Raw genomic sequence first — 22297 nt, 5'->3', positions numbered from 1 at the left:
TCAGGCTGTCGGTAAACCGGCAAGCACCGACTTCTTCAACAAAAAAGTGACCACCTCAACCGACAGCGCGGTGAGATCGGCGGGGTCCATTTCAGCCATTTCCTGAGCGGTCAGCGCGGGCGTAGAGATGCGGGGAATAATCGTCATCATCGCGCCGACGTCCATATCCATGATCGCCTGCAGACGGGTACCACGCAGCGCGCCGGACTGCGGCTTGCGCAGCACAATTTCGGTAATTTCAGTTTTACCGCGCTTGATCGGGGTATCCAGTTGCACAGTCTTTTCAGTCAGTTTGTCGCTCATGTTCGTTTCCTGTTAATGAAATACTGGCGCGGCTGACCGCGCCGTTAAGGTTAATCAGAGGCCGAGTGCATTACGGTGTTCTTCCATCAGGTCCACGCCATCAACGATTTCTACCATGTTGACCAGATCGACCTCATAGAGCACCTCACCGTTAATGGTCAGCTTCGCGTAGCTGTTGGTGCTGCTGACTTTGGTTGTGCTGCTCTCGCCGGTTTTCCACTCGCCGGAATCCACTTCTTTATGACGCCCGCGCACAACCAGCTCAACGGCCTGCACTTCGCCGGTATCGTCACGCTGAATGGAGCCGGTGAAACGCAGCTGGATTCCGTCAACCGTGGCCTTGCCCATCTGCTTAAATAACAGCAGTTCGGTGCCGCCGATTGAAAATTCCGTGTCCAGTGCGCCGTCATCCAGCCCCATGTCCACATCCACCGCGCCCGGCATACCGCCGCCGCGATACTTCTCAAACTTGCGGGTGAATTTCGGCAGGGTCAGAGACTCAACGATCCCCTGCCAGTTGTTCCCGTCGTTGAACAGGTTCAGGTGTTTTAACTTACGTGGTAAAGCCATGGTGTCCCCTTACGCGCTGACCTGGCTGGAGAAATCCAGCAGGTACTGATCGGTGATGCGCTGGCGCAGCATCAGGTTTTCAAGCGGCGGCACCGGCGTGTAGTCGTAGTCGATGGTGAGCTTCCCGGCTTTCAGGGAGTCTTTATCGTTCACTGACTCATCCAGCCAGCAGTCTGCGCCGATGATGTAGCCCTGCGTTTTCAGGCTGCGCAGCTTGGCGCGAATACCTTCGATAATGTCACGGGCCAGCGACGGGTTAAGCACGCCATCTACCGCCCACATGTGCGCTTCTGCAATGGTGTCAGCCAGCACCTGCGCCGTGCGGGTGTAGTTCTCAAAAGCAAAAAGCGGATCGTCACTGAGGCAGCGGGACCCCCAGAAGCGGAAGCCGTCTTTGCGTATAAGCGTCGTGACGTCGTTCTGGTTGAGCAGCCCCGCATCGGTTGCCGGGTCCTGCAGATCCCAGAACACATCAGCGGAAATGCCGGTGACGCCGTTCACGCCCACGTTTGACAGGGTTTTGTGCCAGCCTGTCTGTTCGTCAATTTTGGCGCGCAGGCCGAGCGCGCGGGCGGAGGCGTAAGCCGTCGCATCTGCATTCAGCACGGTGTCAAAGTTGATGAAGTCAGGCCAGATCAGCATCCCCTCGCGCTGACTGAAATTGTCACGGTAGGCAATCGCTTCTTCCACCGTTTTGCAGCCGTAGGCGGACAGATAGGCAAACCCGCGCAGGCTCTGCGCTACGCTCAGCAGCTCAGTGGCAACCGCCTGCGTGTCATGCCCCGGCACGCCGAGAATGCGCGGCTTGACGCCCAGCTGCGACTGCGCCGAAAGCAGCGCTTTCATTCCCGTTTTTTTACCGTCAGCGGTCACGCCGCCGATAATGTTGGAGGTGGTTTCCGCTTCAGTTTCGCCCTGCGCCACGCGTACAACGACGGTCACGGGTTTAGCCTGGTCGGCAATAGCATCCAGCGAGCGGGCCAGCGTGCCGGACTCGCCTGCTTTACCGCTGGCAGTCAGCACATCGGTCAGCAGGACCGGCTTATTGAGGGGAAACATGGACGCATCAGCATCATCGCCGGTGCAGACCATGCCCACGATGGCGGTGCTCACCGTGGTAATGGATCGGGTGCCCTCGTTGATTTCAACAACGCGCACCCCGTGGTGGTAATCCTGAGCCATAAGGCAGTCTCTCCGGTTTACAGGGGGTGTGCCTATGTTCTGGTTGATATGCGCGCGGCGCACGCGCCGGACTATGTGTGGGGAATGGCACAATGGAAGGGGCAAAAAAATCCCCGCAGGCGCGGGGACATAATTAATCTTCGGGAGGTACAGGCCAGTTAATATCCGGGGCTGTAGCCGTATCCACTTTCTGCAACGCCTGAATGTATTTCATCCAGGCTATCAGTTTAACTTTATCCTCATCGCTGATGATGCCGAGCTGCAGCTCCGTCTGCCACAAACTGATGGTGCTCTGCGCTTCGGCAAGTAATGCGGCTTTTTTCTGGTCAGCTTCCAGTACCAGCCCCCGCTGCAGCGCATTTTCATCCGTTACCCATTCTTTACCGTTCCACTGGTCATACGGTGTTGTTGGTGCAATGGTGGTCACATTGTCAGGATAATCACCCGGACGTGTAACTTTTACTGGTTGCCCGGTTTGCGTATCAAAAACCAGTTCACCCCGGTGGTCTACAACATATTCCCATCCAGTCCGATCAGCCATTCGGCAGATGGCAAAACCATCCTTTTCATCCAGAGGGGCATCTGTGCAGGAATGCGCGGGAAGCCCAACCCCTACAGCAAGATATTCGACTGTAGCTGATAAATATTCTCCGGTATCACCATCAAAGTTATACACCGTAATATCGCCAGCTTTAGTGGCAATCATATTTTTGTTTAACGTTGCCTTTGCCATTAAGCAGCCCTCACAATGAAATTAAATGCAATATTACGGGGGCGGGTCTCCGTAGCGGTTTTAGGAACATTCATTCCCGGATTATTCCAGCCCGTACTTGCCCTGTATGTGCGGATAAAAGAATAAGGAGCATCCACACTGCTCACCATACCATTATTGTTGCCTACTGGTTTTCCATCGCTACGAACGTATATTTTTGATTGGCTACCGTCAGTCCATTGATCATTGCTACCCTGAGTACCGATATAAGCCATACGGTCAGAAAATGCTGCGTAAATATCTTTTTCGGTGCTGCCGTATTCCACTCCTGCATAGCCCTGATTTGTTGGTATTGATAAGGCGTGGTCTTCAAAGGCAAATCCCTGAGCGCTCAGTAATGCTCGTCCTGCGTCCACACCGCGCCCGTCATCCCATCCACGCAAAAACTCACCACGTAAATCGGGCAAATTACCGGAAGGATAGGCCGCCGCCAGCTTTGGATATTTCGCCTTATCAAAAGCAGCACCGTTGCATTTTAGCCAGCCATCTGGCGGTGTTGCCTGAGGCCACGGTAGCGGAAAGCCAACCGGAATATATTTATCAATATCCGCCGTTTTGAGGTACTGCGTATGCGGATCGCTGGCGGCGGTATGTTTTGCCATCAGGTCATCCACATACACCTTCAACTCCAGCACCTTGTCATCCACGTATTTGCGGGTTGCCAGCACTACTGCCGGATCAATTTTCAGAGTGATGTTATCAGTGCTGCTGGTAATCAGCACCATGCGCACGGTCTGCGTTCGTCCGCTCCCCTCTGCCAGCTGCGGCTTGTAGCTCTCCGGGCAGTTACCGACAGCAATCAGCGCGCCGGTTTCATCAAACAGACCAACCTCACGAATCCACCAACCGCCCTCCGTTTCGGGTATCACCTGCTCAGCGATCACCTGGCTGCTGTTCTGCGGATCGATATACAGCATATTCAGAGCTGCACGGCGTTTTTCACCGACCAGCTTTGTCTGTTGTGCGTTTGGCGTTGGCAGCACGCCGCCACCGTCGCCCACCGCCATCTGGGTAATTTTCAACGGCACACCGAGCGCGGCGGCGCTTGCCAGTTTCGCCGCGCCGATATCCGTCAGCAGGGTATAAAATTTTGCGCTCATGGATTCACTCTCATTGTGTCAATAACATGGACCGCCCCGCCCTCGTAAGCGGTACCGCCGGAAATAATGGTTTCGTTGATATACGGGTAGATCGTGATTTCTTCGCCGCTGTAGGTAGCTGCGCCCACAAAATAGGTGCCGCTGGTCTGCAGGTTGATGGACATGCCGATCAGATGGCGGCTGCACGGCTTTGCGTCACCGATCAGGCGCTCCAGCTCCAGATAGGTTTCTTCCGTAATCCCCTGGTCCTGCACGCCAATGTCCAGGCGAAACGTGCCCGGTTGCTCGCCGGTCTGCCACCACTCAATGATGCGGATCAGGAAACCGAACGGCTCCACCACGCGCCGCACTGCACTGGTCGTCCCCTTGTGCTGATGAATATAGAAAGCATCCTGCACCACACGGCGCTTAACGCTCTCCGTCCAGCTTTCGTCCCAGCGGTCAACGGAAAATGCCCACGCCAGATACGGCAGAAAGCTGACCGGACACGTTGCCGGGTTCCATAAATCGCGCAGCGGCACCTGCAGATCGGAAATCCCGCTGCAGGTCTGCGCCAGTCGGCGCTCAAGCGGCGATGAACCGGGCGGCAGCAGGCTATTCATCCGTGCCCCCGTTGGTTACGCTCCATTCCGTACAGGACGCCGCCTGCGTCTTATCCAGCACCACATCAGCCAGCGGGGACGCCAGCTCCACACGCTGGACGCCCTCAACGTGCAGCGCGGCATAAATGGCGCTACGACGGATATCACGGCCCAGCCGCGTCTGACTGGCGATGTACTTCTGCAGGCTGGCTTTTGCTGCCGCCATCACCGGCTCAGCTTCCGGTCCCGGATAAAGAAAAATCGTCGCATCCACGCTGTACGGGATTATTTCGGCACTGCGCACTGTCAGGCGGTCTGCCACCGGGCGGACGTTCTCACTGTTAAGCGCCTGCTCCACCACCGCCAGCAGTTCAGCCTCCGCTGTACCGTCACCCTCACGGCTCAGTACGGTAAGCACCACTTCCGCCGGTGCCGGGCTGATTGCGCTGGCATCCGCCACGCGCCCGTCCGCGCTTTTGGCATGAAACTCATAGGCCGCTGTCGGTCCTGCAACGGACAATCCCTCAAACGCAGCCGGAACACGCAGGCGCAGAGCCTCGTCACTTTCCATAACGGCAGCGACCGGCGGTACCGCATCGCTGTCGGCAGGCGTTACAGTCAGGCGTTTCACGTTGTAGTTGGCTGCCAGCTGATCGAGATCGCCGCCGATGGCATACGCCACCATGACCGCCTGCGCGGCCTCATTAATACGCTGGCGCAAAAGGATTTCACGGTAGGTGCTTTCCTGCAGCAGCTTGGTGACGGGTTCAGATTCCAGCGCCAGCGTGCGCCGCACCGCGTCCTGCTCATCCGCCGGATAAAGGGCCACAAATGCGGCCTTGCGCTCAGCCAGCAGCGTCTCAAAATCCGGCACGTCCACTATCTGCGGCGCGGGCAGCTGGGAAAGGTCAATCACTGCCATTTTCTGCTCCTGTTGATACCGAAAGTGAAACCGGCGCGCCGTTGTTGCGCTGCCCGGTAAGCTCAACCACCATGGAACCGTCAAAATTGCTGCTGATGGTGATGGAATCCAGCGTAAGTCGTGGCTCCCAGCGACTCAGGGCCACATAGACCGCAGACATGACCTGCAGGCGCAGCGCCGGGTTCTGCGGCTGGTCAATCAGGGCGGACAGCAGGGAACCATATTCCCGACGAGCAATCCGGCTGCCCTGCGGCGTCAGCAGAATATCTCGCACTGACTGGCGCAGATGATCCGTATCAGTAATGGCCTTGCCGTTACCCTGGCTCATGCCGATATACAGCGTCATACCGGGCCTCCTGACGTATCTCCGCCGGATTTCACTCCGGTATGACCGTGTTTATCCACCACGATCCCGTTGGAACTCATCGCGCCGCCGCCCTGGGTGACGCCGCCATTGATCACCACCTCGCTGTTAATGCGTGTGGTGTCAGCCTCCACCACAAACTCACCGGTTTTAAGGGTGATATTGTCAGCCGCCTCGATCACCATGGATTTGATACCCCTGACATGCCACCGCCCGGTGGCGGGTTCATACTCAAACCAGCCTCCGTCCGGGTACTCTGTCACGCAACCGTCCACGGAATCCGACGGCGGCGCAAACTGATTGGAGTAGATGGCAGGCAACGCAAAAGCAGTTTCCAGATTGCCGCCCATGCTCAGCACCACCACCTGCTCATCCGGCGACGGGCACCACCATGTACGGGCACCACCGGCACGCAGCGTCAGCCAGTTAATCCAGTTGGTTTCAAGCTCGCCCACTCTCACCCGGCACAGCCAGTTTTCCCGGTCCACTTCGGTCACGGTGCCGGTGCGGATCAGGTTGGTGATAAGGCGCATGATTTCGGTCAGTTGTGCATTCATAACGAAAGGTTGCCATCAGAGGGAAAAGGGAGGCAGTGCGGGCGCTTGTACCAGCGGTGGCACAAAGATCACCCCGCCAGCCAGCGCAGCAGGGTGTCACGGGTGACGGTTTCCACTTCTTCATTCACGCCCAGCAGGCGGCGCTCTGCGTAGCGGACCTCCGGGCCTTTTCGGCTGACGCGATCCCGCAGGCCGTAATGGTGAACACGGGCAATGCGCTGCACCTTGCCATCAAACTGCACGCTGGCGGAGTCCGCACTGGCGGTAGTTTTCAGGTATTTTGTGGTGCGAAGCTTTGCAAACATCTGGCGTTTGATGCGTCCCTTCTTGCTGCGGGCAGTCACCCGGCGCGGTTCATAGCCGCTGCCGTCAGGATTACGCTGCAGCCTGATGTTCTGCTGCTGCGTCCGGCGCAGCTGTTGCGCCAGTTGCCGCATCATACGGCTGCGCGCGGCAGGCTCCAGATTCGCCAGTAGCGCCGTCATCCAGTCATCCATCCTCTGCAGTTCATCCACGTTTCACCGTCCACATTTCTTCGGGTTCGTCCGGCTCCGGCACCGCTTCAACGCTTGACACGCTGCCGTCAGTGCTGACCAGCACGCGCTCCGTCAGCTGCAGGTTCAGGCTGATATCGCACACATCGTTGCGCAGAATATCCACTTCAAAGGTGAACAGTTTTTCGCGCAGATCCGGGTTATTGATGGCGTCCGGCTGGCTGGTACTGAGCCACAGCAGGACTGGAGCCATCAGCAGATTCTGGTCGCCGCTGAAATCCTCGATCACCACGTTCAGGGTGTAGCGGTATTCCCATGACATGGAACTGGCTCCTGTTGCCACCAGTGATCCGTTATCAACGAAAAGGTGCAGCTTGTCCGGGTTGTCCCGGACATAGGCAACCGCTTTATTCAGGGCGCTGCGTAAGGACTGCGGTTTGTTCACTGTCTCGCTCCTGACACGCAATAATTGTGTCCACTTTGTCAGCACAGACCGCCCAGGCGGCCTCGGTTTCATCCAGCACCGCATTCAGATCGCCGTTACTGCGCGGCGCTGACCTTTCCAGGCGGCACTGCGTCACTCTGGGACAGCCACTCACGGTAAGCTGCACCTCCGGCGAGGGCCGGACGCTCCCGCAGCCGGATAATGTCAGCAGGCAAAGGAGTGTCAGCCCAGCGGCGCAAATCCTCGTTTTCACGTTTCAGTTCCTCGATCCGGCGCTGACGGCTTCGCAGCAGTGCGGTGGTCTGTTCCGCTGCTGCATAAAGCCGCGTCTGCTCCCGGCTGTTGGTTTCGGTCAGAATGGACAGGCCGATCAGCTGGCTGTTTTTCCTCGTCAGCTCCTGCGTTTTGCTTTTCAGCGCCGCGCCCTGCGTTTCGATGGTGTGGCTGGCATTGTTTAACCGCCACGACTGCCAGCCCAGCGCCGCAAGTGCCAGCGCCAGCACTACCGCCAGCGCACGCATCAGGCCGCCATCGGCTCATGAAGCTGCGCGCGGGCAATCTGATACAAAACCAGCGTCAGCAGGTAAAACACCAGGGTGATCACCCATCCCGAAAACGCCAGGCACAGAACAATAAGCAGCCTGATAGCCCATGTACGCACGGGTTTTATGGGGTGCGCCCTGAATTTGATTAATGCCGCCCTGACCTCATCGCGCGCCCGATCTCCGGCCAACCACCCGACAGCGCACAGCGCAGCAAGCAGCCAGGCGAGGAAGCATGACACCCAGACAGACGCACCAACCAGAACCGGCGCACCGCTGCGCGGATACAGCAGGCTGATTACCAACAGCGCAGCCCATGCCAGCTGGAAAAAAACGCTCATGACTTTCTTTTTCATTCCGTTATGCTCCTTTTAAGCACCAGGCCATTTCCCGCGCGCGGCGGTTGTCCAGCCCCTGATTAAACACACCTTTGACATATACCCAGCGCGGCAGTTGATGGCAGGCATCCGCCCAGCGCCGCTGGTTCAGCAACTTAACCAGCGTGGAGCTGCAGGCGTTGCCGGTGCCCACGTTGAAAGCAAACGACACCACCGCGTCATAGACCTTTTGCGGCATCGGCTGCACCACACATTTATCCAGTGCCCGCTCCACGCGCAGCACATTGGTGATAAGTCCCTGCGCCGCCTGCCGTTCCGTGATAGTTTTGCCCGGCACCACACCGGACGTATTGCCGATCCCGTCGGTCCACACGCCCGCGCTGCACTGATAAGGCTGCAGGCGGCATCCCTCGTAATCGGCGATCAGTTTCAGCCCCTCAACGGAGGTATGAAGCGACTGGAAACCGGGCAGCGTGGCGGCGATAGCCAGCACCGCCCCGACAAGGCAGCGCTTAACGATTGAAGGATTCATATTCCCCCCGCGAAATTTTGCCGCCACGTAACAATTTGAAAGACTGGTGTTTGTAGTACCAGTTGATAGCCAGCATCAGCACACCAATCAGTACGCCGCCAACCGTTGACGCATCCTTGAGCGACAGATCGCCCAGCCATGCCAGCAGCACGGCGATGCAGTAAGTGATAAAGGCGCTGATTCGTTCAAGCGTCATAATTCAGTCCCATAGCTGGACGGTCTGCGCCGTGGTTGACGCCGTAATGTCCGGCAGCTCCACCTGCAGCCCGTGCGGTAAAAATGGGCCGTACTCAGCCAGCCCCGGATTTGCCTGCAGAACCTGCTCAGTGACACCCTGCGTGCGCCCGTAATGACGCCAGCAAAGCGCATCCACCGTGTCATACTGATGCGCACGCACTTTCATCAGATAAGCTCCACCGTACAGTGCGGGGCATCCTGCACCCGGCTGATAGCCCATCGGGCATCACGCCACAGATCGCCGCTGGCCTCCGCCAGCTCCTCCCCTCGCTTCACGCCTGACGACGTGGCGTCATAGTCCTGATAACGCTCATTGAGCACGGCGCGCGCCCAGCAAAAAACGGCGTTGTGGTAGTGCCGGATACGCTCGCTTTTACCGTCCAGCATTTCTGCGGGAACCTCAGCAAGTGTCCGCCAGCCCAGCATCTGCTGACGCTTGCGGAAGTCGTACAGCTCAGCGTTAACCTCAGAGATCGCGGTCAGCACGACCTGCTTTAAACGCGGCTGAGTTACCGTGCCATCAGTGCGCATCACACTGCGAAATTCCGACAGGTCCACATCAGGCCAGAACGGCGTATTTTTGATGACCTCCGCCTGTTCCGGTGCCTGTTCGGGCGCAACAAACTTCATGCGGCTTTCTCCTGAATAAGTGGGCGGTGGACGGGGTTTTGATGTGGCAGTGCCTTTCGCCACCCCGTGCCGCCCGTGCGCGGGGCACGTTCTTTAGCGGCTGTCATTGCGCAGTCTGCGCTCCAGCTGCTGCTTTTCTTTTTTAACGCCACAGCGGGGATCGAGCTGCAGCGCATGGGTAAGGTGATTCAGGGCAGATGCCGGGTTGCTTTCGCTCAGTACAGCGCCGATGGCTTTATGCAGTCGCGCCCGCGACTGGTCCGGCATATCCAGATCGGTTGTCAGGTCCAGCGTCTGCAAAAGCAGATCGGCATCAAAACCGACAGCGGCTAGCAGAGCGCTTTGCGCCGCGTCTGCCATTTCTTCTGCCAGCACGGTCTGCACGTTACGGTTGCCCAGCGGCATCACCCAGCCATGGCGCAGCGCATGACGCCCGATTTCCAGCGCACCGGCATAATCACCGGCGTCGATACGCCACAGCATCACGTACATCAGCACGTCATCCTGCTGCGCACCTCCGGCAGCCAGCACGCCCTCCGCCCAGGCGGAATATTTCGGCAGCAGTTCCACCTTGATTTCCGCCTTTTTCACCGTGGACTGGACGCCCTTGAGGCGGCGGCGGTCTTCTGCCAGCTGCAGCAGCATCAGGTCATAGCCCGACGCATGGCGAACACTGCCGCCCTCACGGGCGGCCTGTTCGGCCTGAATGCGCAGGCGGTGCTGCCGTGCGGGACTCAGGCTCATGCGTTATTCCCCACCTTCCGGTGCGGCAGGCGCACTGAAATCACCGATTTCGATGTTTTCAACCAGCGCCGCGCAGCGGTAGTCCTCGACCACATACGCCTCGTTGACGGATTCAAAGTTTTCAATCCGGTCACGTTTCGGGTTGTCGATAACAGAACGGCGGCGGGTATCTTCCTGCCAGTAGATGGACAGGTTATCCAGACGGGTGATCAGCAGGGCATTTGCCGGGAAGTAAGGCGCACGCACGGCCTGCAGGCCGCCCATACGTTTCTGGCTGATGATCAGATCGGCGGCGATTTTCTCGCTGTTGTCCTGCTCTTTGTTGACCAGCGGGAAATACTTGTCAGACAGCAGTTCACGTCCGCAGACGACAACCAGATCGTCATCATCCTGATAAACCGCGTCGATCAGCTCGTTGACGGCATCCATCACCACGGCGTCCAGGTTGGCATAGTCGCCGCCCTTGCCCACCTTGACCGCGCCTGCAGTCGTTGCACCGTCTTTCGTGGTGCTGCCCATGACGTGATCCGGCGCGTCTTCGCGGATTTTCTGCAGCCAGCCTTTATTGACGTCCTGCAGCAGCGGGTTTTCAGCACGGTTGGAGGTTTTGGCACGCTTCACGCCGTTAAAGCCGATCATGATGCGGTCCAGCGCCTGACGCTTGACGATGGCGTTGCGGATACGCACCTGGAAGTCCTGGAATTTCGCCCACAGGTCCAGTTTTGCGTAGGTCAGCACCGTATCAAAGTTGGTCTGCTCGCATTTGTATTCCACGTCTTCCATCAGCGTCGGATCGGTAGGCTCGCGCTCTTTGGTGGTGGTATCGGTGGTTCCGGCAATGGTGCTGCCAACGCCCAGCCCCAGCAACTGACCGGACTGCTCAGTGACCGGCGTGATGTTAATCAGCGTCAGGAAAGCGGCGGACTGCTGGATCTGGTCTTCCAGCGTCTGCTGCACGGACGGCTCTACGGTGAACTTACTGGAGAGTTCTTCAATCTCCACACCGTTCAGGCGCGCCAGCTGCTGCAGGTAAGCGTTAAAGGCAAAGCGGGTTTTCTTTTTCATCGGGTTTTATGCTCCATCAGCAATTGGTCAGGGTGCCTGCCGGTGCGTCACCGCCCGGCGCGCGCTGGCGGTAGTCTTTACGGCTGTCTTCGCTGCTCAGCTTTTGCTCAAGCTCGGCAAAGGCCGCCTGCTGCTCCTGCAGGGAGGACTCCAGCTCAGAAAGGCGCTTGTCCTGTTCTGACAGGGATTTATCCGTGCGCTCGCTCAGGTTCTGCTGCTCGGTGGCGACCAGTTCCACGGCTTTATGCACGTCGGAGAAACGCGCCTCATCGGTCTGCTCTTTTTTGGTGAACAGCGCGGTGACGCGGGCAAAGAGGGACGGCTTTTCGTCCTGGGCTTCTTCCAGTTCGATCAGCGTTTCAACAGCTTCCGAAAACAGGTTTTCAGGGTTCTGCTTACGGTTCGCCAGCGGGTTATGCGCGGCGCTGGCGCTGAATGCCAGCATTTCGGTGCCAAGGCTCGCCGGATCGTCCGTCGCACCCAGCCCCACAAGGTAGGCTTTGCCGGTGTCGGCAAACTTCGTGCTGACCTCCATGGAGGTGAAAAGCTTCTGGCCTTTCTTCACCAGTTCCACCAGGGCGTCCGTGGGTTCGATATCGGCATAAAGCGCCATCTTGCCCGCCAGCGGCCCGTCCTTGATTTCTTCTGCAACCAGCCCCGTCACCCTGCCGTAGCGGTTAAAAGTGCTGTCCGGCAGATAAGACTTGATGTGCTCAAGGTTAATCAGCGCGGTATAGACCGTCGGGTTGTAGCTGGCAGCCATCTGTACCAGCCATTCACGCTGGATTTCGCGCCCGTCAGTGGTGGCACCTTCCACCCCGATACGGAAACGCTTTGCTTTCACTGTCATGAGCCGTGCTCCGTTAGAAAAAACTTACTGGAGCCTTATGTTTGCGGTGATGGGGGGAGTGAAACAACGCGCGGCACTTGTACGGTAAACCACACAAACCGCAGCCGGGGAAAGCCGTCAGGCAAGGCCGTATGTTTGGGCCATGAACACGACACTGACCCCCGCAGACCTCGATCCCCGTCGGCAGGCCATGCTGCTGTACTTTCAGGGATACCGCGTAGCCCGCATTGCTGAAATGCTGGGCGAGAAAGTTGCAACCGTTCACAGCTGGAAGAAGCGCGACAAGTGGGGCGACTATGGGCCGCTGGATCAGATGCAGCTCACCACCGCCGCACGTTACTGCCAGCTCATTATGAAGGAGCAGAAAGAAGGAAAAGACTTCAAGGAAATTGACCTGCTGGCGCGACAGTCAGAGCGCCACGCCCGGATCGGTAAATTTAACGATGGCGGGAACGAAGCAGACTTAAACCCGAACGTCGCCAACCGTAACAAAGGGCCACGCCGCCAGCCCGAAAAGAATGTTTTCACTGATGAACAGACCGAAAAGCTGGAGGAAATCTTCCGCAACGGCATGTTTGAATATCAGCGCCACTGGTGGCAGGCAGGCGTAAAACACCGCATTCGCAACCTGCTTAAATCACGCCAGATCGGGGCAACATACTTTTTTGCCCGTGAGGCGCTGATTGACGCCATCACCACGGGGCGCAACCAGATTTTCCTCTCAGCCAGTAAGGCGCAGGCGCACGTCTTTAAGCAGTACATCATCGACTTTGCAAAAGAGGTGGATGTTGAGCTGAAAGGCGACCCGATGACCCTCAGCAACGGCGCGTGCCTGTACTTCCTCGGCACCAACGCCCGCACGGCGCAGAGCTACCACGGCAACCTGTACCTTGATGAATATTTCTGGATACCGAAATTTCAGGAGCTGCGCAAGGTTGCCTCCGGCATGGCCATTCACAAGAAATGGCGACAAACCTACTTCTCCACGCCGTCCAGCCTGACCCACAGCGCCTATCCGTTCTGGTCCGGCGCGCTGTTCAACCGGGGCCGCGCCAAAGCGGACAAGGTGGACATTGACCTGACCCACAGCAACCTTGCGCGCGGCGTGCTCTGCCCGGACGGACAGTATCGCCAGATCGTCACCGTGGAGGATGCGGTGCGCGGCGGCTGTAATCTGTTCGACCTCGACCAGCTGCGCATGGAGTACAGCCCGGACGAATACCAGAACCTGCTGATGTGCGAATTTATTGACGATCTGGCGTCTGTATTCCCGCTCAGCGAGCTGCAGGCGTGCATGGTGGACAGCTGGGAAGTATGGGCAGATTTTCAGGCGCTGGCGCTGCGCCCGTTTGGCTGGCGCGAAGTCTGGATCGGATACGACCCGGCGAAAGGCACGCAGAACGGTGACAGCGCCGGGTGTGTGGTTGTGGCACCACCAACTGTACCGGGCGGCAAGTTCCGCATTCTTGAGCGGCACCAGTGGCGCGGGATGGATTTCCGCGCCCAGGCTGACGCCATTAAAAAACTGACGCAGCAGTATAACGTGACCTATATCGGCATCGACTCGACCGGCGTCGGTCACGGTGTCTACGAGAACGTGAAAGCGTTCTTTCCTGCCGTGCGGGAGTTTGTCTACAACCCTAATGTCAAAAACGCCCTGGTGCTCAAGGCATACGACATTATCAGCCACCGCCGTCTGGAGTTCGACGCCGGGCACACCGACATTGCGCAGTCCTTTATGGCTCTCCGCCGGGCCACCACCGCCAGCGGCAACCGCCCTACCTACGAAGCCAGCCGCAGCGAAGAAGTCAGCCACGCAGATTTGGCCTGGGCAACGATGCACGCACTGTTTAACGAACCGCTGCAGGGCGAGGCCGCCAATACCAGCAACATTGTGGAGATTTTTTAATGAGTGAACACGACGCCCAGACCAGCACCGCGCCAGTGCAGGAAACTGCGCAGCAACAAAACACCACCCGCGCGGAAGCATTCAGCTTTGGTGATCCGATCCCAGTGCTGGACCGCCGCGAATTACTGGACTATGTGGAATGCGTGCAGATGGACCGCTGGTATGAGCCGCCGGTGAGCTTTGACGGACTGGCGCGGACCTATCGCGCCGCTGTGCATCACAGCTCACCGATTGCCGTAAAGCGTGACATTCTCAGCAGTACCTACATCCCGCACCGCCTGCTCAGCCAGCAGGCTTTTACCCGTTTCGTCCAGGACTATCTGGTGTTCGGTAACGCCTATCTGGAAAAGCGCACCAACCGGCTCGGCGGCGTTCTCTCGCTGGAGCCAGCACTGGCGAAGTATACACGGCGCGGCGTGGACCTCGACACCTACTGGTTTGTGCAGTATGGCATGACCACGCAGCCCTATGAATTTACGCAGGGCAGCATCTTTCATCTGCTGGAGCCGGATATTAACCAGGAGATTTACGGGCTGCCAGGCTATCTCTCCGCCATCCCTTCAACCCTGCTCAACGAGTCCGCAACGCTGTTTCGCCGGAAGTATTACATCAACGGCAGCCACGCAGGTTTCATTATGTACATGACCGACGCAGCACAGAACCAGGAGGATGTGAACAATATCCGCCAGGCAATGAAAAGCGCCAAAGGACCGGGTAACTTCCGCAACCTGTTTATGTATTCGCCCAACGGCAAAAAGGACGGCATCCAGATCATCCCGTTATCAGAGGTTGCGGCGAAAGACGAGTTTCTTAACATCAAGAACGTTAGCCGCGATGACATGATGGCAGCGCACCGCGTGCCACCGCAGATGATGGGAATTATGCCGAGCAACGTTGGTGGGTTTGGAGACGTGGAAAAAGCTAGTCGAGTATTCGTTCGTAATGAATTGATTCCACTTCAAAAAAGATTAATGGAATTAAATGAATGGCTTAATGACGAAATTATTCGTTTTGACGAATATAAATTAGGCGATGCTTGATTAAAGCCTGTTTAAACTGGCTGTCGAAACAGCCAGTTTAAACACCGGCACCAATGAAATCGCCATATGAATCTTCTTCAAGGCTGATGTATTCCACCCTCCATTGATCCATCCGCCTCAATGCATACAGGGAGAAATGAGTATCGGCAACAGCAATACACGTATTCAATTCTATAAGCTCTGAATGTCCCAAGATTGGATCACCATAAAACTTATAAAACAATGCCTTTAGATCAGAACAGGTTTGTTCAGCCGCCCCTCTGGCATCGGGGCCACCTTCAGTTGCATCATAAACAACATTGATAGAAAGCTCATATGGTATGCCTTCCTCAAGATCGTTAAATCTTTCTTCGCCCAAATCGAAAAAAACTCCGATCAAATGCTCTGCGTTTGTGGCGATAATGTCCGCAACTTCTTTTTCGAAAATAAACTTTTTATCCTCGTCGTAAGCCCGCAAGCGCTCTTCAAACGAGTTAGGAAACGCTGGACGACCATACTTAGCTGCTAACCATTGCTTAAGAGCTTGTTTCTCTTCTGTGCTAATGGAGAATGCCGGATCGTTTTCCTCACAACGGAAAGCTTCTTTAGAAATGATGACTTTTCTTTCATGCCGAAGCTCTACTGCGTTCTTCTTAGCACTTTCTGGGTTTTCAAAGCATAGATCGAGGATTCTCGGATGCTTAGCTCTTTTCATCTTGCTTGACCCCTTTTTCAAGGGGCCAAACATCAGTTCCACGTTTTTTTCAGAATTACTCTGTAAATCACAATCATGCGTTATAACTACAACTTTATGGTTCGTTTCATCAGGCTTCAGAAGTCCAAGTGAAACGGCATCATCATGTTTAAGAACATGCCCCTGACGCCATGATGTTCCTCGTACCAACATAAATGTGATTTATTCCTCTACTGTTCCAGGAATTGAAATAGATGACTTCCAATCATCTGTCGGTTTCGCCTTGCTTGCTAAGTAATTGGTCGATTCAGCAGCTGCATTCATCGCTTTAGCTTCATCAATCAGTACCTGAACTGGCTTGTTCCAATCCTCACCTTCTTTTATTAAGTCCATCAATGACCTACCATTGAATGCTTTCATTTTCACCAATAGCTTCGCATCATTGAGTCCAGCTTTGGAAAAAGAGTCAGCAACATTACTGAGGTTGGTAATGAATTGGACTTTTGAAGCATCATCAGGCTGGTTCTCCCCTGACAACCATTTATAGAGAGCCTGCCGAGTTATCCCCAAATCCTTAGCCAGTTCTGACATTGATGGAGACAGCACTTCTCGAATATTAGCCAAATGTTGGGCAACATTCCTGACATCAACCTCAGGAGAAATTGCAGGCGTGTACGTTGACTCTATGGAATCAAATGCAAACTGAACCCTTGGCTGAACATACTGACGCCATTGCTTATAAGCATTTACAGGGTATGAAGCCCCCGTACCAACTAATAGTAAAGATGCGGCGACAGCAACAACACCTGATACACATGAGCTTGACTGCGAATCTGGAGTATACCGATCTACAGAGCCTATGCTTCCAGTAGGAATTGCATACATTTTAGTCACCTCCGTTGTTTCAGTGCCATTTAGCACGGGCAAAATCTGAAACCATGCCTTCAAATGCTTCTTTAACTTTACTATGCAACGAAAGAATCTGTTTTTCAATTAACTGCAAATCAGTTGACATGTTGCCTTCAACATAATGATCTGTATCAATTATTGCGTGCATACGATGCTCTGTATTACTAAATCTCGGCAGCGGCAGTAAACCATTAGGAATCATATCTGGCGGAAAACCTAGCTGACCATTCATCTTATGTATGCGTGAAACCATAAATCCATTAGAGATCAGTGGCTCAACACATGTCTGATATACAGACTCTTGTATGGACTGTATTGGCGTCCATCCAAAATCAACACCATGAAGTTCCTTTACAAGATACTGCTCAATTGTTTCGCTTTTCTCAGGAAACACAGCATCCAAATATCGAAGCCCAATCCTGCTTACCAACGATGGCTTAGCAAATTCAAGAACTTTGCTCAGACCAAGTATTAATGACGAGATGAAAGGTACATGATTATCATAATCTGTTGTATGGAACGTAATGAAATCGTTGCCTAAAACAAAACCAGACCTTCTATCTGCATCAATCATCAACCAACTTGTCACAGGCTCAAATGAATGTACCGGTGGCTCATTGGGGTTTTTCATTTCAAATTTCAGCTGAGTTGTATTGGAAACTTCAAATAAAGGAAATCCTTCAACTCTTAGCGCATCTTGTATGTCTGGAACATACTTACTCATTGCAGCTACTGGAGTAAACTTTACTTGCACCAATGCGTAGTAAACGGGCGCATTGGACATACGTTCGCTGTTAGTACTCATGCCGCCCTCCTTGAAGTTGTTTCATCTCATATCTCTCTATCTCACTAACTGTAGTTTACACATAGGTTGACACTTTCTCCATCATTAAGTTCACTATGACATCAATAGCCAAACTCTTACATAATCGCTTCGGCGCGCGCTCGTATCCCCGCCACGCCTGCCCGCTTTGTGTAGTGGTTTTCATGCACCTGCATGACATAAGCAAAAGCCCGCCAGTTCTGGCGGGCCTGAGCAAAAACGATCCTCAAACGATCATGCGATTTCATGCGGCATAGACATGCACAACAGCACTAACGCCTCGCGTGGCTCGTTGTTCAACGTTGCGGACGGTAAAAAACAGTTTTATCGTCCGCAACGTTCGCTAATGTAACCAGCTGTCGTCCTCCCAGACCTGCTGCATTATTTCCATCACTCGCTTTTTATCTTCATCCAGTTTTAACCCGCTCAGCTCAACGCCGTTGGCGCTGCCCTTACGGATACGAATTGCTGTTTTGGGATACAGAGGGCGCAAATTACGGTAAAGCTCGGATTCAAGGGCGTCCAGTGTAGCCTGGCTAATCTTCTGCTCTTTATCGATCATTATTTCAATGCGCATACAGATTCCCCTTAACTGGTTACGTCCATCGACCGGCAGTATTCATGGCTGCGGATTTTCGCCATCAGCTCGTCGGTCAGTTCGGACACCCACTGGATAGCCAGCCGTTTTTCTTCATCGCTGCACTCACTAGCCGCTACAAGCTTGATAAAAAAATCAATGCGCTGGAGCTTCAACGACTCCAAAAGATAATCCTGCATTTTCCCTCCTATCACTACCTCGGACACACAACAACTGTATATATATCCACTGTTTATAATTACAGTATAGTAGGGATTTGCGAATGTAAACCGTTTTTTATCTGTCAATTAGATCGCTCTGATGCGGATCAATAAGAGCAAGAATTGTTAAAGCGGCGGCATCAGTACCACTGACGCCATTTGTCATCTTCCTGCAGACGGTGGTTGCGGTAAAAAATACGCAGCCCGGCACCTGACGGAATACTGCCGCCGCGCAGAAGCAGGTCAATCTCTGACTCGCTACCATCGAACCCTCTGAAACTCAGTTCTGCCTCAAGCTGCAGGCGCTGCTGATCCGAAATAGTCTGTTTATATGCTTTTTTCCGCTTCGGTTTTACCAGCCTTAACCTGGCTGTCAGCTCCCGCCGTTCCTTCTGGCCCATGCTGTGGAGATATTCCTGCAGCTCCTTCTCATCCATGGTTTTTATATCGGTTAAATCACCCCCTGATTTGCTCAGATTTTCAACAGGGGGACAGTTATTGCCACGAGTCCAAGGGGCGCAAGCGCCCTGGTCGGCTGCCGCCTCCTGAACATCAACGGCCTTACGAACCTTTTTCCACTTCACCGCGTGCGTGCAAATCTTGCCCTCTGCAATCGGGGACCAGATTCCATAGATACGGATACCGTGATCGCCGTAGGTGCTCGGCTCGTCGTTAAGCTCATAAGCCGTGCGGACAAGGTGATGTTTGCGGGGAACCAGCACACCGCCCTGCTTCATGATGTAGGTGGCAAAGCAGCCCGCATCAGCTGCCGCCAGTACCGCATCCAGACGCGGGTTATCCAGTACCGGTGCGCCCGCTTTGCGTTCGCCCTGCACTCTCGCCGCCTGACCAGCCAGCAAGCGCAGCTCGCGGTATGCCTGACGCCCCGGAATACCAAAGAAACGAAATTGCTGGACACGGTGCAGTGACGCCCAGGCGCTGACATGCTCGGCGCTGTCACGCAGTGATCTGCCGGTTTCTTTGCTGATTTCTTTAGCCAGCCCGCGCCCATCGATGTTCTTGCTGATGTATTTAGCGATATAGCTGGTCGGTGTGCCCTTGCGCGGGTTGATAAGCTCGGACTTGAAACGCGGCCCCGTATTGTTGCCCAGCTCCTCGCGGTCTTCGCGGATGGCAAACTTGCGCAGCATCGCAGTGATGGAACGGCGGTCTTTTTTGCGCATAAAGCACAGAAGATGCCAGTGCACGGTGCCGTCATGGTGCGGCTCTGCCACACGGACGCCATACCAGCGAAGACCCGCCTTGTGCATTGCCTTGCGGAAAGCGGCGAACGTATCAACCAGATAATCACTGCTCTGCCGGACGGTGGCGCTGGTCCACTTCGGATTAGGTCTGCCGTTGTTGAGGGTTGCGTGGAAGCGTGACGGGCAGGTGATGGTATAGAACACTGCGCAGTCTCCGCGCATTTCCGCTATCAGCTCCAGTCCCTTAACACAGGCCATCATTTCATTACGGCGGTGTGCCGGATTGCTGTTGCTGGCGTTCACCACGTCTTCCATGTCCAGCGTGTCGCCGTCTTCGTTAACCAGCTCATGTGAGCGGAAGAACTCCAGCGATTTGCGGCGCTGCTCGCGTTTGTGGATCACGGCTTCGTAGCTGACATACGGGGATGCTTTTTTGTTGACCAGGCAGACGGCGCGCAGTTGTTCCTCGCGCCACTCGCAGCGCATCTGCCACAATTTGCGATACCACCAGTCCGCGCACAGCATACGCGCCAGCGATGGTGGGATCAGTTCATAGGGCACCGGCTTGCGGCGGCGCTTTTTGCGGCGTAACTGCTCAAAGGCAGGCGGGATGACCTCAAGGCGCATCGCCTCTGCGGCAACCCTTTCCCATGCCTGGCGGATTTCTTCTGGTTTAACATCATCGCTGACAAACAGATCACCACAGGCCGCATCGAGACACATGCTCATATGTGCCGCAACCAGCGTGGAAAGACGCTTGACCTGATCCTGATTCATTTCAGGCAGTACCAGCAGCCCCTCCAGCCCGTCATGACTCGCCATGAACCGGAAAGAGGCAGACACCTGACTGTCACGCACGCGCTCCAGCCGCTCAAGACACGGCCTGATTGTTTCACGCAGGTAGCGGGAATAGGCTTTTGCTCTGCCCAGACTATGGAAATATTTAATCCGCTCCAGCAGAGGCTTGCTGATATGGGACGGCATGGCGTTAACGTCAGCCAGAATAACCAGATCGGGATTAAAACGCTGCTGCTCGCGCGCCATTTTGGCACGACTAATCAGCCGGTCCTGCTCCATTTCACGCTGGACAGGATCACGGGATTCATTGAAGAAATAGCGTTCCCAGACCTCATCGCTCAGCGCCTCACGGCGCAGCTGCTCCTGCTCGTTATCCGCAGCGTAAAGAGCGATCAGGTTTGAGAGCGCAGACTCCGGCGCGACTTCCGCCGGGTCCAGATATGGGTTAACCGCTTTTTTGGGGTTATTCCATGAAAAGGCCACGGCGGCCTCATTCGAGCCGCCGGTGGTTGGTGCATTATGTAATGTGAATTTACTCACTGCCACGCCCGCACCTCAGTTTCCACCGAGATATCTGGACCGGACGCCAAATCGACATCAAACCAGCCTGCTGATTTTGTGGCGATGATTTCTGATGCAGATTTACCATCACCTGCAGCCACACCCATGCTGCGCTTTGCGGTGATACGGTGGCGGTTGAAATTACGATAAAGGGAGCGTGTCATGGATGTGTCGCTGTTGGACACGATAACCGGATGACCTTCTGATGACCGGCGTTCAAGAATAGACGCCAGATGATACTGGTCGTCCTCTGTAAAACCGGCAGTGTGATAACCGTTAAATGTGCCATCGTATGGCGGATCACAATAAACCACATCACCCGTCTGCAGCATCGCCAGTGTTTCGTCATAGCTGGCACAGATAAACGTTGCGTGTTGAGCCTTTTCTGCAAAAGTGCGTATTTCTTTTTCAGGGAAATACGGATTTTTATAATTACCGTAAGGGACATTAAAATGACCGCTCAAGTTATAGCGGCACAGTCCACGATAACCATGACGATTGAGATAAAGGAAATATACTGCTTTCATGAAATCAGTAATTTCAGAGGAATGATTAAACTCATGTCTAATGTTGTAATAAGCAACTTCTCTATTCGCTATCGCAAAAATATTTTTTGCACGTGATATGAAAGCCTCACAATCGAGGGCAATTTTTTTATAGAGATTGATAAGATCGGGATTAATATCCGCGACAAGATAATGAGGATAGTCTGTCGCCATCATTACAGCGCATGAACCCGCGAAAGGTTCAACCAGTCGCGGGCCAGCAGGAAGGTGCTTAATCAGTTCCGGCATGATGGCGGTTTTATTTCCCGCCCATTTCAGGATAGTGCTCATACAGCACCCCCGTTGTAGTGTTTGCCTTTCAGCTCTGCAATTTCCTGACAAGTGACGCAGCACTGCACGCCCGGAATGGCGCGGCGGCGAGCTGGCGGGATCGGCGCATCGCAATCAATGCAGAGAACACGGGAAACGCCCGGTGCCTTATTGCGGGCGGTGTGGATGTGGCGCTGGCGTTCTTCTTCAACGCGCTGCTGTACGAGGTCCATTGAATCAGCCATCAGTGGATCTCCTGCGCTTCGTTCTGAATCTTCACAGCTTCCTGACGCAGCAGCTCAGCCGCTTCCGTGTGGTTAAGCTGACGTGACACGATACGGGCAGCTAAAGAATCCAGACGCGCAGCCATCACATCTGCGCGTCCCCGGCGTTCTTCTTTGCGTGCCTCAGTCAGCAGCAGGTTGACTTCAGCATCATCTGGTCCTGTTTGAATGGTACGGGTTTCAATATTTCGCATAGTTGTTTCTCCTGAATTTGGGTAATAAGAAGCCCGGCGGGTTTACGCCATTAATTTCTG

33 protein-coding genes are annotated in these 22297 nt (G+C 54.9%); 2 read left to right on the top strand and 31 right to left on the bottom strand.

Annotated features, from left to right (window positions below):
- The 21 genes from PUZ33_RS04585 to PUZ33_RS04485 all read right to left on the bottom strand — a co-directional run bounded on the left by PUZ33_RS04585 (nt 1) and on the right by PUZ33_RS04485 (nt 12228).
- Nucleotides 1-303 (bottom strand): phage tail assembly protein, encoded by a 303-nt coding sequence (locus PUZ33_RS04585; RefSeq protein WP_058671282.1) that lies wholly within the window; start codon nt 301-303, stop codon nt 1-3.
- Between the two features lie 54 nt (nt 304-357).
- Nucleotides 358-873 carry a phage major tail tube protein gene (locus PUZ33_RS04580; RefSeq protein ID WP_024552851.1) on the bottom strand — a complete coding sequence of 172 codons (516 nt, stop codon included), beginning with the start codon at nt 871-873 and terminating at the stop codon, nt 358-360.
- Nucleotides 874-882: 9 nt separating this feature from the next.
- On the bottom strand, nt 883-2055 hold the full coding sequence (locus tag PUZ33_RS04575) for a phage tail sheath protein (protein ID WP_045334072.1): 1173 nt from the start codon (nt 2053-2055) through the stop codon (nt 883-885).
- A 133-nt stretch (nt 2056-2188) separates the two neighbouring features.
- Nucleotides 2189-2788, bottom strand: coding sequence for a tail fiber assembly protein (locus PUZ33_RS04570; RefSeq protein ID WP_058671284.1), 600 nt, complete (start codon nt 2786-2788; stop codon nt 2189-2191).
- The gene (locus PUZ33_RS04565) at nt 2788-3927 is read right to left on the bottom strand and encodes a phage tail protein (RefSeq protein ID WP_058671286.1); all 1140 of its coding nucleotides are present in this window, start codon (nt 3925-3927) and stop codon (nt 2788-2790) included. Before PUZ33_RS04565 ends, PUZ33_RS04570 begins: the two co-directional genes overlap by 1 nt.
- Nucleotides 3924-4529: a phage tail protein I gene (locus tag PUZ33_RS04560; protein WP_045415214.1), complete on the bottom strand. Its 606-nt coding sequence runs from the start codon at nt 4527-4529 to the stop codon at nt 3924-3926. Before PUZ33_RS04560 ends, PUZ33_RS04565 begins: the two co-directional genes overlap by 4 nt.
- Nucleotides 4522-5430: a baseplate assembly protein gene (locus tag PUZ33_RS04555; protein WP_058671288.1), complete on the bottom strand. Its 909-nt coding sequence runs from the start codon at nt 5428-5430 to the stop codon at nt 4522-4524. The genes PUZ33_RS04560 and PUZ33_RS04555 overlap by 8 nt, the downstream gene beginning before the upstream one ends.
- Nucleotides 5417-5776 carry a GPW/gp25 family protein gene (locus PUZ33_RS04550; RefSeq protein WP_058671290.1) on the bottom strand — a complete coding sequence of 120 codons (360 nt, stop codon included), beginning with the start codon at nt 5774-5776 and terminating at the stop codon, nt 5417-5419. Before PUZ33_RS04550 ends, PUZ33_RS04555 begins: the two co-directional genes overlap by 14 nt.
- Nucleotides 5773-6351, bottom strand: a complete 579-nt coding sequence (locus tag PUZ33_RS04545; RefSeq protein ID WP_032636616.1) for a phage baseplate assembly protein V — start codon at nt 6349-6351, stop codon at nt 5773-5775. Before PUZ33_RS04545 ends, PUZ33_RS04550 begins: the two co-directional genes overlap by 4 nt.
- A 68-nt stretch (nt 6352-6419) precedes the next feature.
- Entirely contained in the window at nt 6420-6866 is a 447-nt protein-coding gene (locus PUZ33_RS04540; protein WP_058671292.1) for a phage virion morphogenesis protein, read from the bottom strand.
- A complete protein-coding gene (locus tag PUZ33_RS04535) occupies nt 6859-7290 on the bottom strand; it encodes a phage tail protein (protein ID WP_058111945.1) in 432 nt (143 codons plus the stop codon). Before PUZ33_RS04535 ends, PUZ33_RS04540 begins: the two co-directional genes overlap by 8 nt.
- On the bottom strand, nt 7253-7501 hold the full coding sequence (gene lysC / locus PUZ33_RS04530) for an Rz1-like lysis system protein LysC (RefSeq protein WP_223151184.1): 249 nt from the start codon (nt 7499-7501) through the stop codon (nt 7253-7255). The genes PUZ33_RS04535 and lysC overlap by 38 nt, the downstream gene beginning before the upstream one ends.
- On the bottom strand, nt 7386-7814 hold the full coding sequence (gene lysB / locus PUZ33_RS04525; RefSeq protein ID WP_195892755.1) for an Rz-like lysis system protein LysB: 429 nt from the start codon (nt 7812-7814) through the stop codon (nt 7386-7388). The genes lysC and lysB overlap by 116 nt, the downstream gene beginning before the upstream one ends.
- A complete protein-coding gene (locus tag PUZ33_RS04520) occupies nt 7811-8188 on the bottom strand; it encodes a DNZ54_00345 family protein (protein ID WP_058671295.1) in 378 nt (125 codons plus the stop codon). Before PUZ33_RS04520 ends, lysB begins: the two co-directional genes overlap by 4 nt.
- A gap of 4 nt (nt 8189-8192) precedes the next feature.
- Nucleotides 8193-8702 (bottom strand): lysozyme, encoded by a 510-nt coding sequence (locus PUZ33_RS04515; RefSeq protein ID WP_001069919.1) that lies wholly within the window; start codon nt 8700-8702, stop codon nt 8193-8195.
- Nucleotides 8683-8898 (bottom strand): HP1 family phage holin, encoded by a 216-nt coding sequence (locus tag PUZ33_RS04510; RefSeq protein WP_000171565.1) that lies wholly within the window; start codon nt 8896-8898, stop codon nt 8683-8685. Before PUZ33_RS04510 ends, PUZ33_RS04515 begins: the two co-directional genes overlap by 20 nt.
- Before the next feature lie 3 nt (nt 8899-8901).
- Nucleotides 8902-9105, bottom strand: coding sequence for a tail protein X (locus PUZ33_RS04505; protein WP_000868184.1), 204 nt, complete (start codon nt 9103-9105; stop codon nt 8902-8904).
- Nucleotides 9105-9569, bottom strand: coding sequence for a head completion/stabilization protein (locus PUZ33_RS04500; RefSeq protein WP_058671297.1), 465 nt, complete (start codon nt 9567-9569; stop codon nt 9105-9107). The genes PUZ33_RS04505 and PUZ33_RS04500 overlap by 1 nt, the downstream gene beginning before the upstream one ends.
- A gap of 93 nt (nt 9570-9662) precedes the next feature.
- Nucleotides 9663-10313, bottom strand: coding sequence for a phage terminase small subunit (locus PUZ33_RS04495; RefSeq protein WP_058671299.1), 651 nt, complete (start codon nt 10311-10313; stop codon nt 9663-9665).
- 3 nt (nt 10314-10316) lie between these two features.
- Nucleotides 10317-11378, bottom strand: a complete 1062-nt coding sequence (locus tag PUZ33_RS04490; RefSeq protein ID WP_013098795.1) for a phage major capsid protein, P2 family — start codon at nt 11376-11378, stop codon at nt 10317-10319.
- 16 nt (nt 11379-11394) lie between these two features.
- Nucleotides 11395-12228 carry a GPO family capsid scaffolding protein gene (locus PUZ33_RS04485; RefSeq protein ID WP_052939296.1) on the bottom strand — a complete coding sequence of 278 codons (834 nt, stop codon included), beginning with the start codon at nt 12226-12228 and terminating at the stop codon, nt 11395-11397.
- A gap of 142 nt (nt 12229-12370) precedes the next feature.
- Between PUZ33_RS04485 and PUZ33_RS04480 the strand changes: the two genes are divergently transcribed.
- Complete coding sequence (locus PUZ33_RS04480) at nt 12371-14137, top strand: terminase ATPase subunit family protein (protein ID WP_058671301.1); 1767 nt, start codon at nt 12371-12373, stop codon at nt 14135-14137.
- Entirely contained in the window at nt 14137-15177 is a 1041-nt protein-coding gene (locus tag PUZ33_RS04475; RefSeq protein ID WP_058671303.1) for a phage portal protein, read from the top strand. Before PUZ33_RS04480 ends, PUZ33_RS04475 begins: the two co-directional genes overlap by 1 nt.
- Nucleotides 15178-15214: 37 nt before the next feature.
- Here PUZ33_RS04475 and PUZ33_RS04470 read toward each other — a convergent pair whose 3' ends face one another.
- From PUZ33_RS04470 to PUZ33_RS04425, 10 genes are all read right to left on the bottom strand, one after another.
- Entirely contained in the window at nt 15215-16063 is an 849-nt protein-coding gene (locus PUZ33_RS04470; RefSeq protein WP_013098799.1) for a hypothetical protein, read from the bottom strand.
- 9 nt (nt 16064-16072) lie between these two features.
- Nucleotides 16073-16735, bottom strand: coding sequence for a hypothetical protein (locus tag PUZ33_RS04465; RefSeq protein WP_024552869.1), 663 nt, complete (start codon nt 16733-16735; stop codon nt 16073-16075).
- 19 nt (nt 16736-16754) lie between these two features.
- Entirely contained in the window at nt 16755-17564 is an 810-nt protein-coding gene (locus PUZ33_RS04460; RefSeq protein WP_044593269.1) for a TIGR04255 family protein, read from the bottom strand.
- A gap of 116 nt (nt 17565-17680) precedes the next feature.
- On the bottom strand, nt 17681-17830 hold the full coding sequence (locus PUZ33_RS04455; protein ID WP_013098802.1) for a hypothetical protein: 150 nt from the start codon (nt 17828-17830) through the stop codon (nt 17681-17683).
- A gap of 95 nt (nt 17831-17925) precedes the next feature.
- Nucleotides 17926-18159 carry a DinI family protein gene (locus PUZ33_RS04450; RefSeq protein ID WP_001217561.1) on the bottom strand — a complete coding sequence of 78 codons (234 nt, stop codon included), beginning with the start codon at nt 18157-18159 and terminating at the stop codon, nt 17926-17928.
- Nucleotides 18160-18170: 11 nt separating this feature from the next.
- Complete coding sequence (locus PUZ33_RS04445) at nt 18171-18359, bottom strand: hypothetical protein (RefSeq protein ID WP_001154443.1); 189 nt, start codon at nt 18357-18359, stop codon at nt 18171-18173.
- Nucleotides 18360-18520: 161 nt separating this feature from the next.
- Complete coding sequence (locus PUZ33_RS04440; protein WP_274205300.1) at nt 18521-20929, bottom strand: replication endonuclease; 2409 nt, start codon at nt 20927-20929, stop codon at nt 18521-18523.
- Nucleotides 20920-21780, bottom strand: a complete 861-nt coding sequence (locus tag PUZ33_RS04435) for a DNA adenine methylase (protein WP_024552872.1) — start codon at nt 21778-21780, stop codon at nt 20920-20922. Before PUZ33_RS04435 ends, PUZ33_RS04440 begins: the two co-directional genes overlap by 10 nt.
- On the bottom strand, nt 21777-22004 hold the full coding sequence (locus PUZ33_RS04430) for a TraR/DksA family transcriptional regulator (RefSeq protein WP_013098805.1): 228 nt from the start codon (nt 22002-22004) through the stop codon (nt 21777-21779). The genes PUZ33_RS04435 and PUZ33_RS04430 overlap by 4 nt, the downstream gene beginning before the upstream one ends.
- On the bottom strand, nt 22004-22237 hold the full coding sequence (locus PUZ33_RS04425; protein ID WP_274205299.1) for a DUF2732 family protein: 234 nt from the start codon (nt 22235-22237) through the stop codon (nt 22004-22006). The genes PUZ33_RS04430 and PUZ33_RS04425 overlap by 1 nt, the downstream gene beginning before the upstream one ends.
- Between the last annotated feature and the right edge of the window lie 60 nt (nt 22238-22297).

This window comes from Enterobacter cloacae complex sp. 2022EL-00981 (assembly GCF_028737495.1).
GTDB lineage: Bacteria > Pseudomonadota > Gammaproteobacteria > Enterobacterales > Enterobacteriaceae > Enterobacter > Enterobacter cloacae.
The sequence above is the reverse complement of the archived record's forward strand: the minus strand, read 5'-3'. Positions and strand labels throughout refer to the sequence as shown.

Bases quoted from the DNA above. Each gene is read 5' to 3' on its own strand.
- PUZ33_RS04585 (WP_058671282.1), bottom strand. From the start codon at position 303: ATGAGCGACAAACTGACTGAAAAGACTGTGCAACTGGATACCCCGATC.
- PUZ33_RS04580 (WP_024552851.1), bottom strand. From the start codon at position 873: ATGGCTTTACCACGTAAGTTAAAACACCTGAACCTGTTCAACGACGGG.
- PUZ33_RS04575 (WP_045334072.1), bottom strand. From the start codon at position 2,055: ATGGCTCAGGATTACCACCACGGGGTGCGCGTTGTTGAAATCAACGAG.
- PUZ33_RS04570 (WP_058671284.1), bottom strand. From the start codon at position 2,788: ATGGCAAAGGCAACGTTAAACAAAAATATGATTGCCACTAAAGCTGGC.
- PUZ33_RS04565 (WP_058671286.1), bottom strand. From the start codon at position 3,927: ATGAGCGCAAAATTTTATACCCTGCTGACGGATATCGGCGCGGCGAAA.
- PUZ33_RS04560 (WP_045415214.1), bottom strand. From the start codon at position 4,529: ATGAATAGCCTGCTGCCGCCCGGTTCATCGCCGCTTGAGCGCCGACTG.
- PUZ33_RS04555 (WP_058671288.1), bottom strand. From the start codon at position 5,430: ATGGCAGTGATTGACCTTTCCCAGCTGCCCGCGCCGCAGATAGTGGAC.
- PUZ33_RS04550 (WP_058671290.1), bottom strand. From the start codon at position 5,776: ATGACGCTGTATATCGGCATGAGCCAGGGTAACGGCAAGGCCATTACT.
- PUZ33_RS04545 (WP_032636616.1), bottom strand. From the start codon at position 6,351: ATGAATGCACAACTGACCGAAATCATGCGCCTTATCACCAACCTGATC.
- PUZ33_RS04520 (WP_058671295.1), bottom strand. From the start codon at position 8,188: ATGAAAAAGAAAGTCATGAGCGTTTTTTTCCAGCTGGCATGGGCTGCG.
- PUZ33_RS04515 (WP_001069919.1), bottom strand. From the start codon at position 8,702: ATGAATCCTTCAATCGTTAAGCGCTGCCTTGTCGGGGCGGTGCTGGCT.
- PUZ33_RS04510 (WP_000171565.1), bottom strand. From the start codon at position 8,898: ATGACGCTTGAACGAATCAGCGCCTTTATCACTTACTGCATCGCCGTG.
- PUZ33_RS04505 (WP_000868184.1), bottom strand. From the start codon at position 9,105: ATGAAAGTGCGTGCGCATCAGTATGACACGGTGGATGCGCTTTGCTGG.
- PUZ33_RS04500 (WP_058671297.1), bottom strand. From the start codon at position 9,569: ATGAAGTTTGTTGCGCCCGAACAGGCACCGGAACAGGCGGAGGTCATC.
- PUZ33_RS04495 (WP_058671299.1), bottom strand. From the start codon at position 10,313: ATGAGCCTGAGTCCCGCACGGCAGCACCGCCTGCGCATTCAGGCCGAA.
- PUZ33_RS04490 (WP_013098795.1), bottom strand. From the start codon at position 11,378: ATGAAAAAGAAAACCCGCTTTGCCTTTAACGCTTACCTGCAGCAGCTG.
- PUZ33_RS04485 (WP_052939296.1), bottom strand. From the start codon at position 12,228: ATGACAGTGAAAGCAAAGCGTTTCCGTATCGGGGTGGAAGGTGCCACC.
- PUZ33_RS04480 (WP_058671301.1), top strand. From the start codon at position 12,371: ATGAACACGACACTGACCCCCGCAGACCTCGATCCCCGTCGGCAGGCC.
- PUZ33_RS04475 (WP_058671303.1), top strand. From the start codon at position 14,137: ATGAGTGAACACGACGCCCAGACCAGCACCGCGCCAGTGCAGGAAACT.
- PUZ33_RS04470 (WP_013098799.1), bottom strand. From the start codon at position 16,063: ATGTTGGTACGAGGAACATCATGGCGTCAGGGGCATGTTCTTAAACAT.
- PUZ33_RS04465 (WP_024552869.1), bottom strand. From the start codon at position 16,735: ATGTATGCAATTCCTACTGGAAGCATAGGCTCTGTAGATCGGTATACT.
- PUZ33_RS04460 (WP_044593269.1), bottom strand. From the start codon at position 17,564: ATGAGTACTAACAGCGAACGTATGTCCAATGCGCCCGTTTACTACGCA.
- PUZ33_RS04455 (WP_013098802.1), bottom strand. From the start codon at position 17,830: ATGAAATCGCATGATCGTTTGAGGATCGTTTTTGCTCAGGCCCGCCAG.
- PUZ33_RS04450 (WP_001217561.1), bottom strand. From the start codon at position 18,159: ATGCGCATTGAAATAATGATCGATAAAGAGCAGAAGATTAGCCAGGCT.
- PUZ33_RS04445 (WP_001154443.1), bottom strand. From the start codon at position 18,359: ATGCAGGATTATCTTTTGGAGTCGTTGAAGCTCCAGCGCATTGATTTT.
- PUZ33_RS04435 (WP_024552872.1), bottom strand. From the start codon at position 21,780: ATGAGCACTATCCTGAAATGGGCGGGAAATAAAACCGCCATCATGCCG.
- PUZ33_RS04430 (WP_013098805.1), bottom strand. From the start codon at position 22,004: ATGGCTGATTCAATGGACCTCGTACAGCAGCGCGTTGAAGAAGAACGC.
- PUZ33_RS04425 (WP_274205299.1), bottom strand. From the start codon at position 22,237: ATGCGAAATATTGAAACCCGTACCATTCAAACAGGACCAGATGATGCT.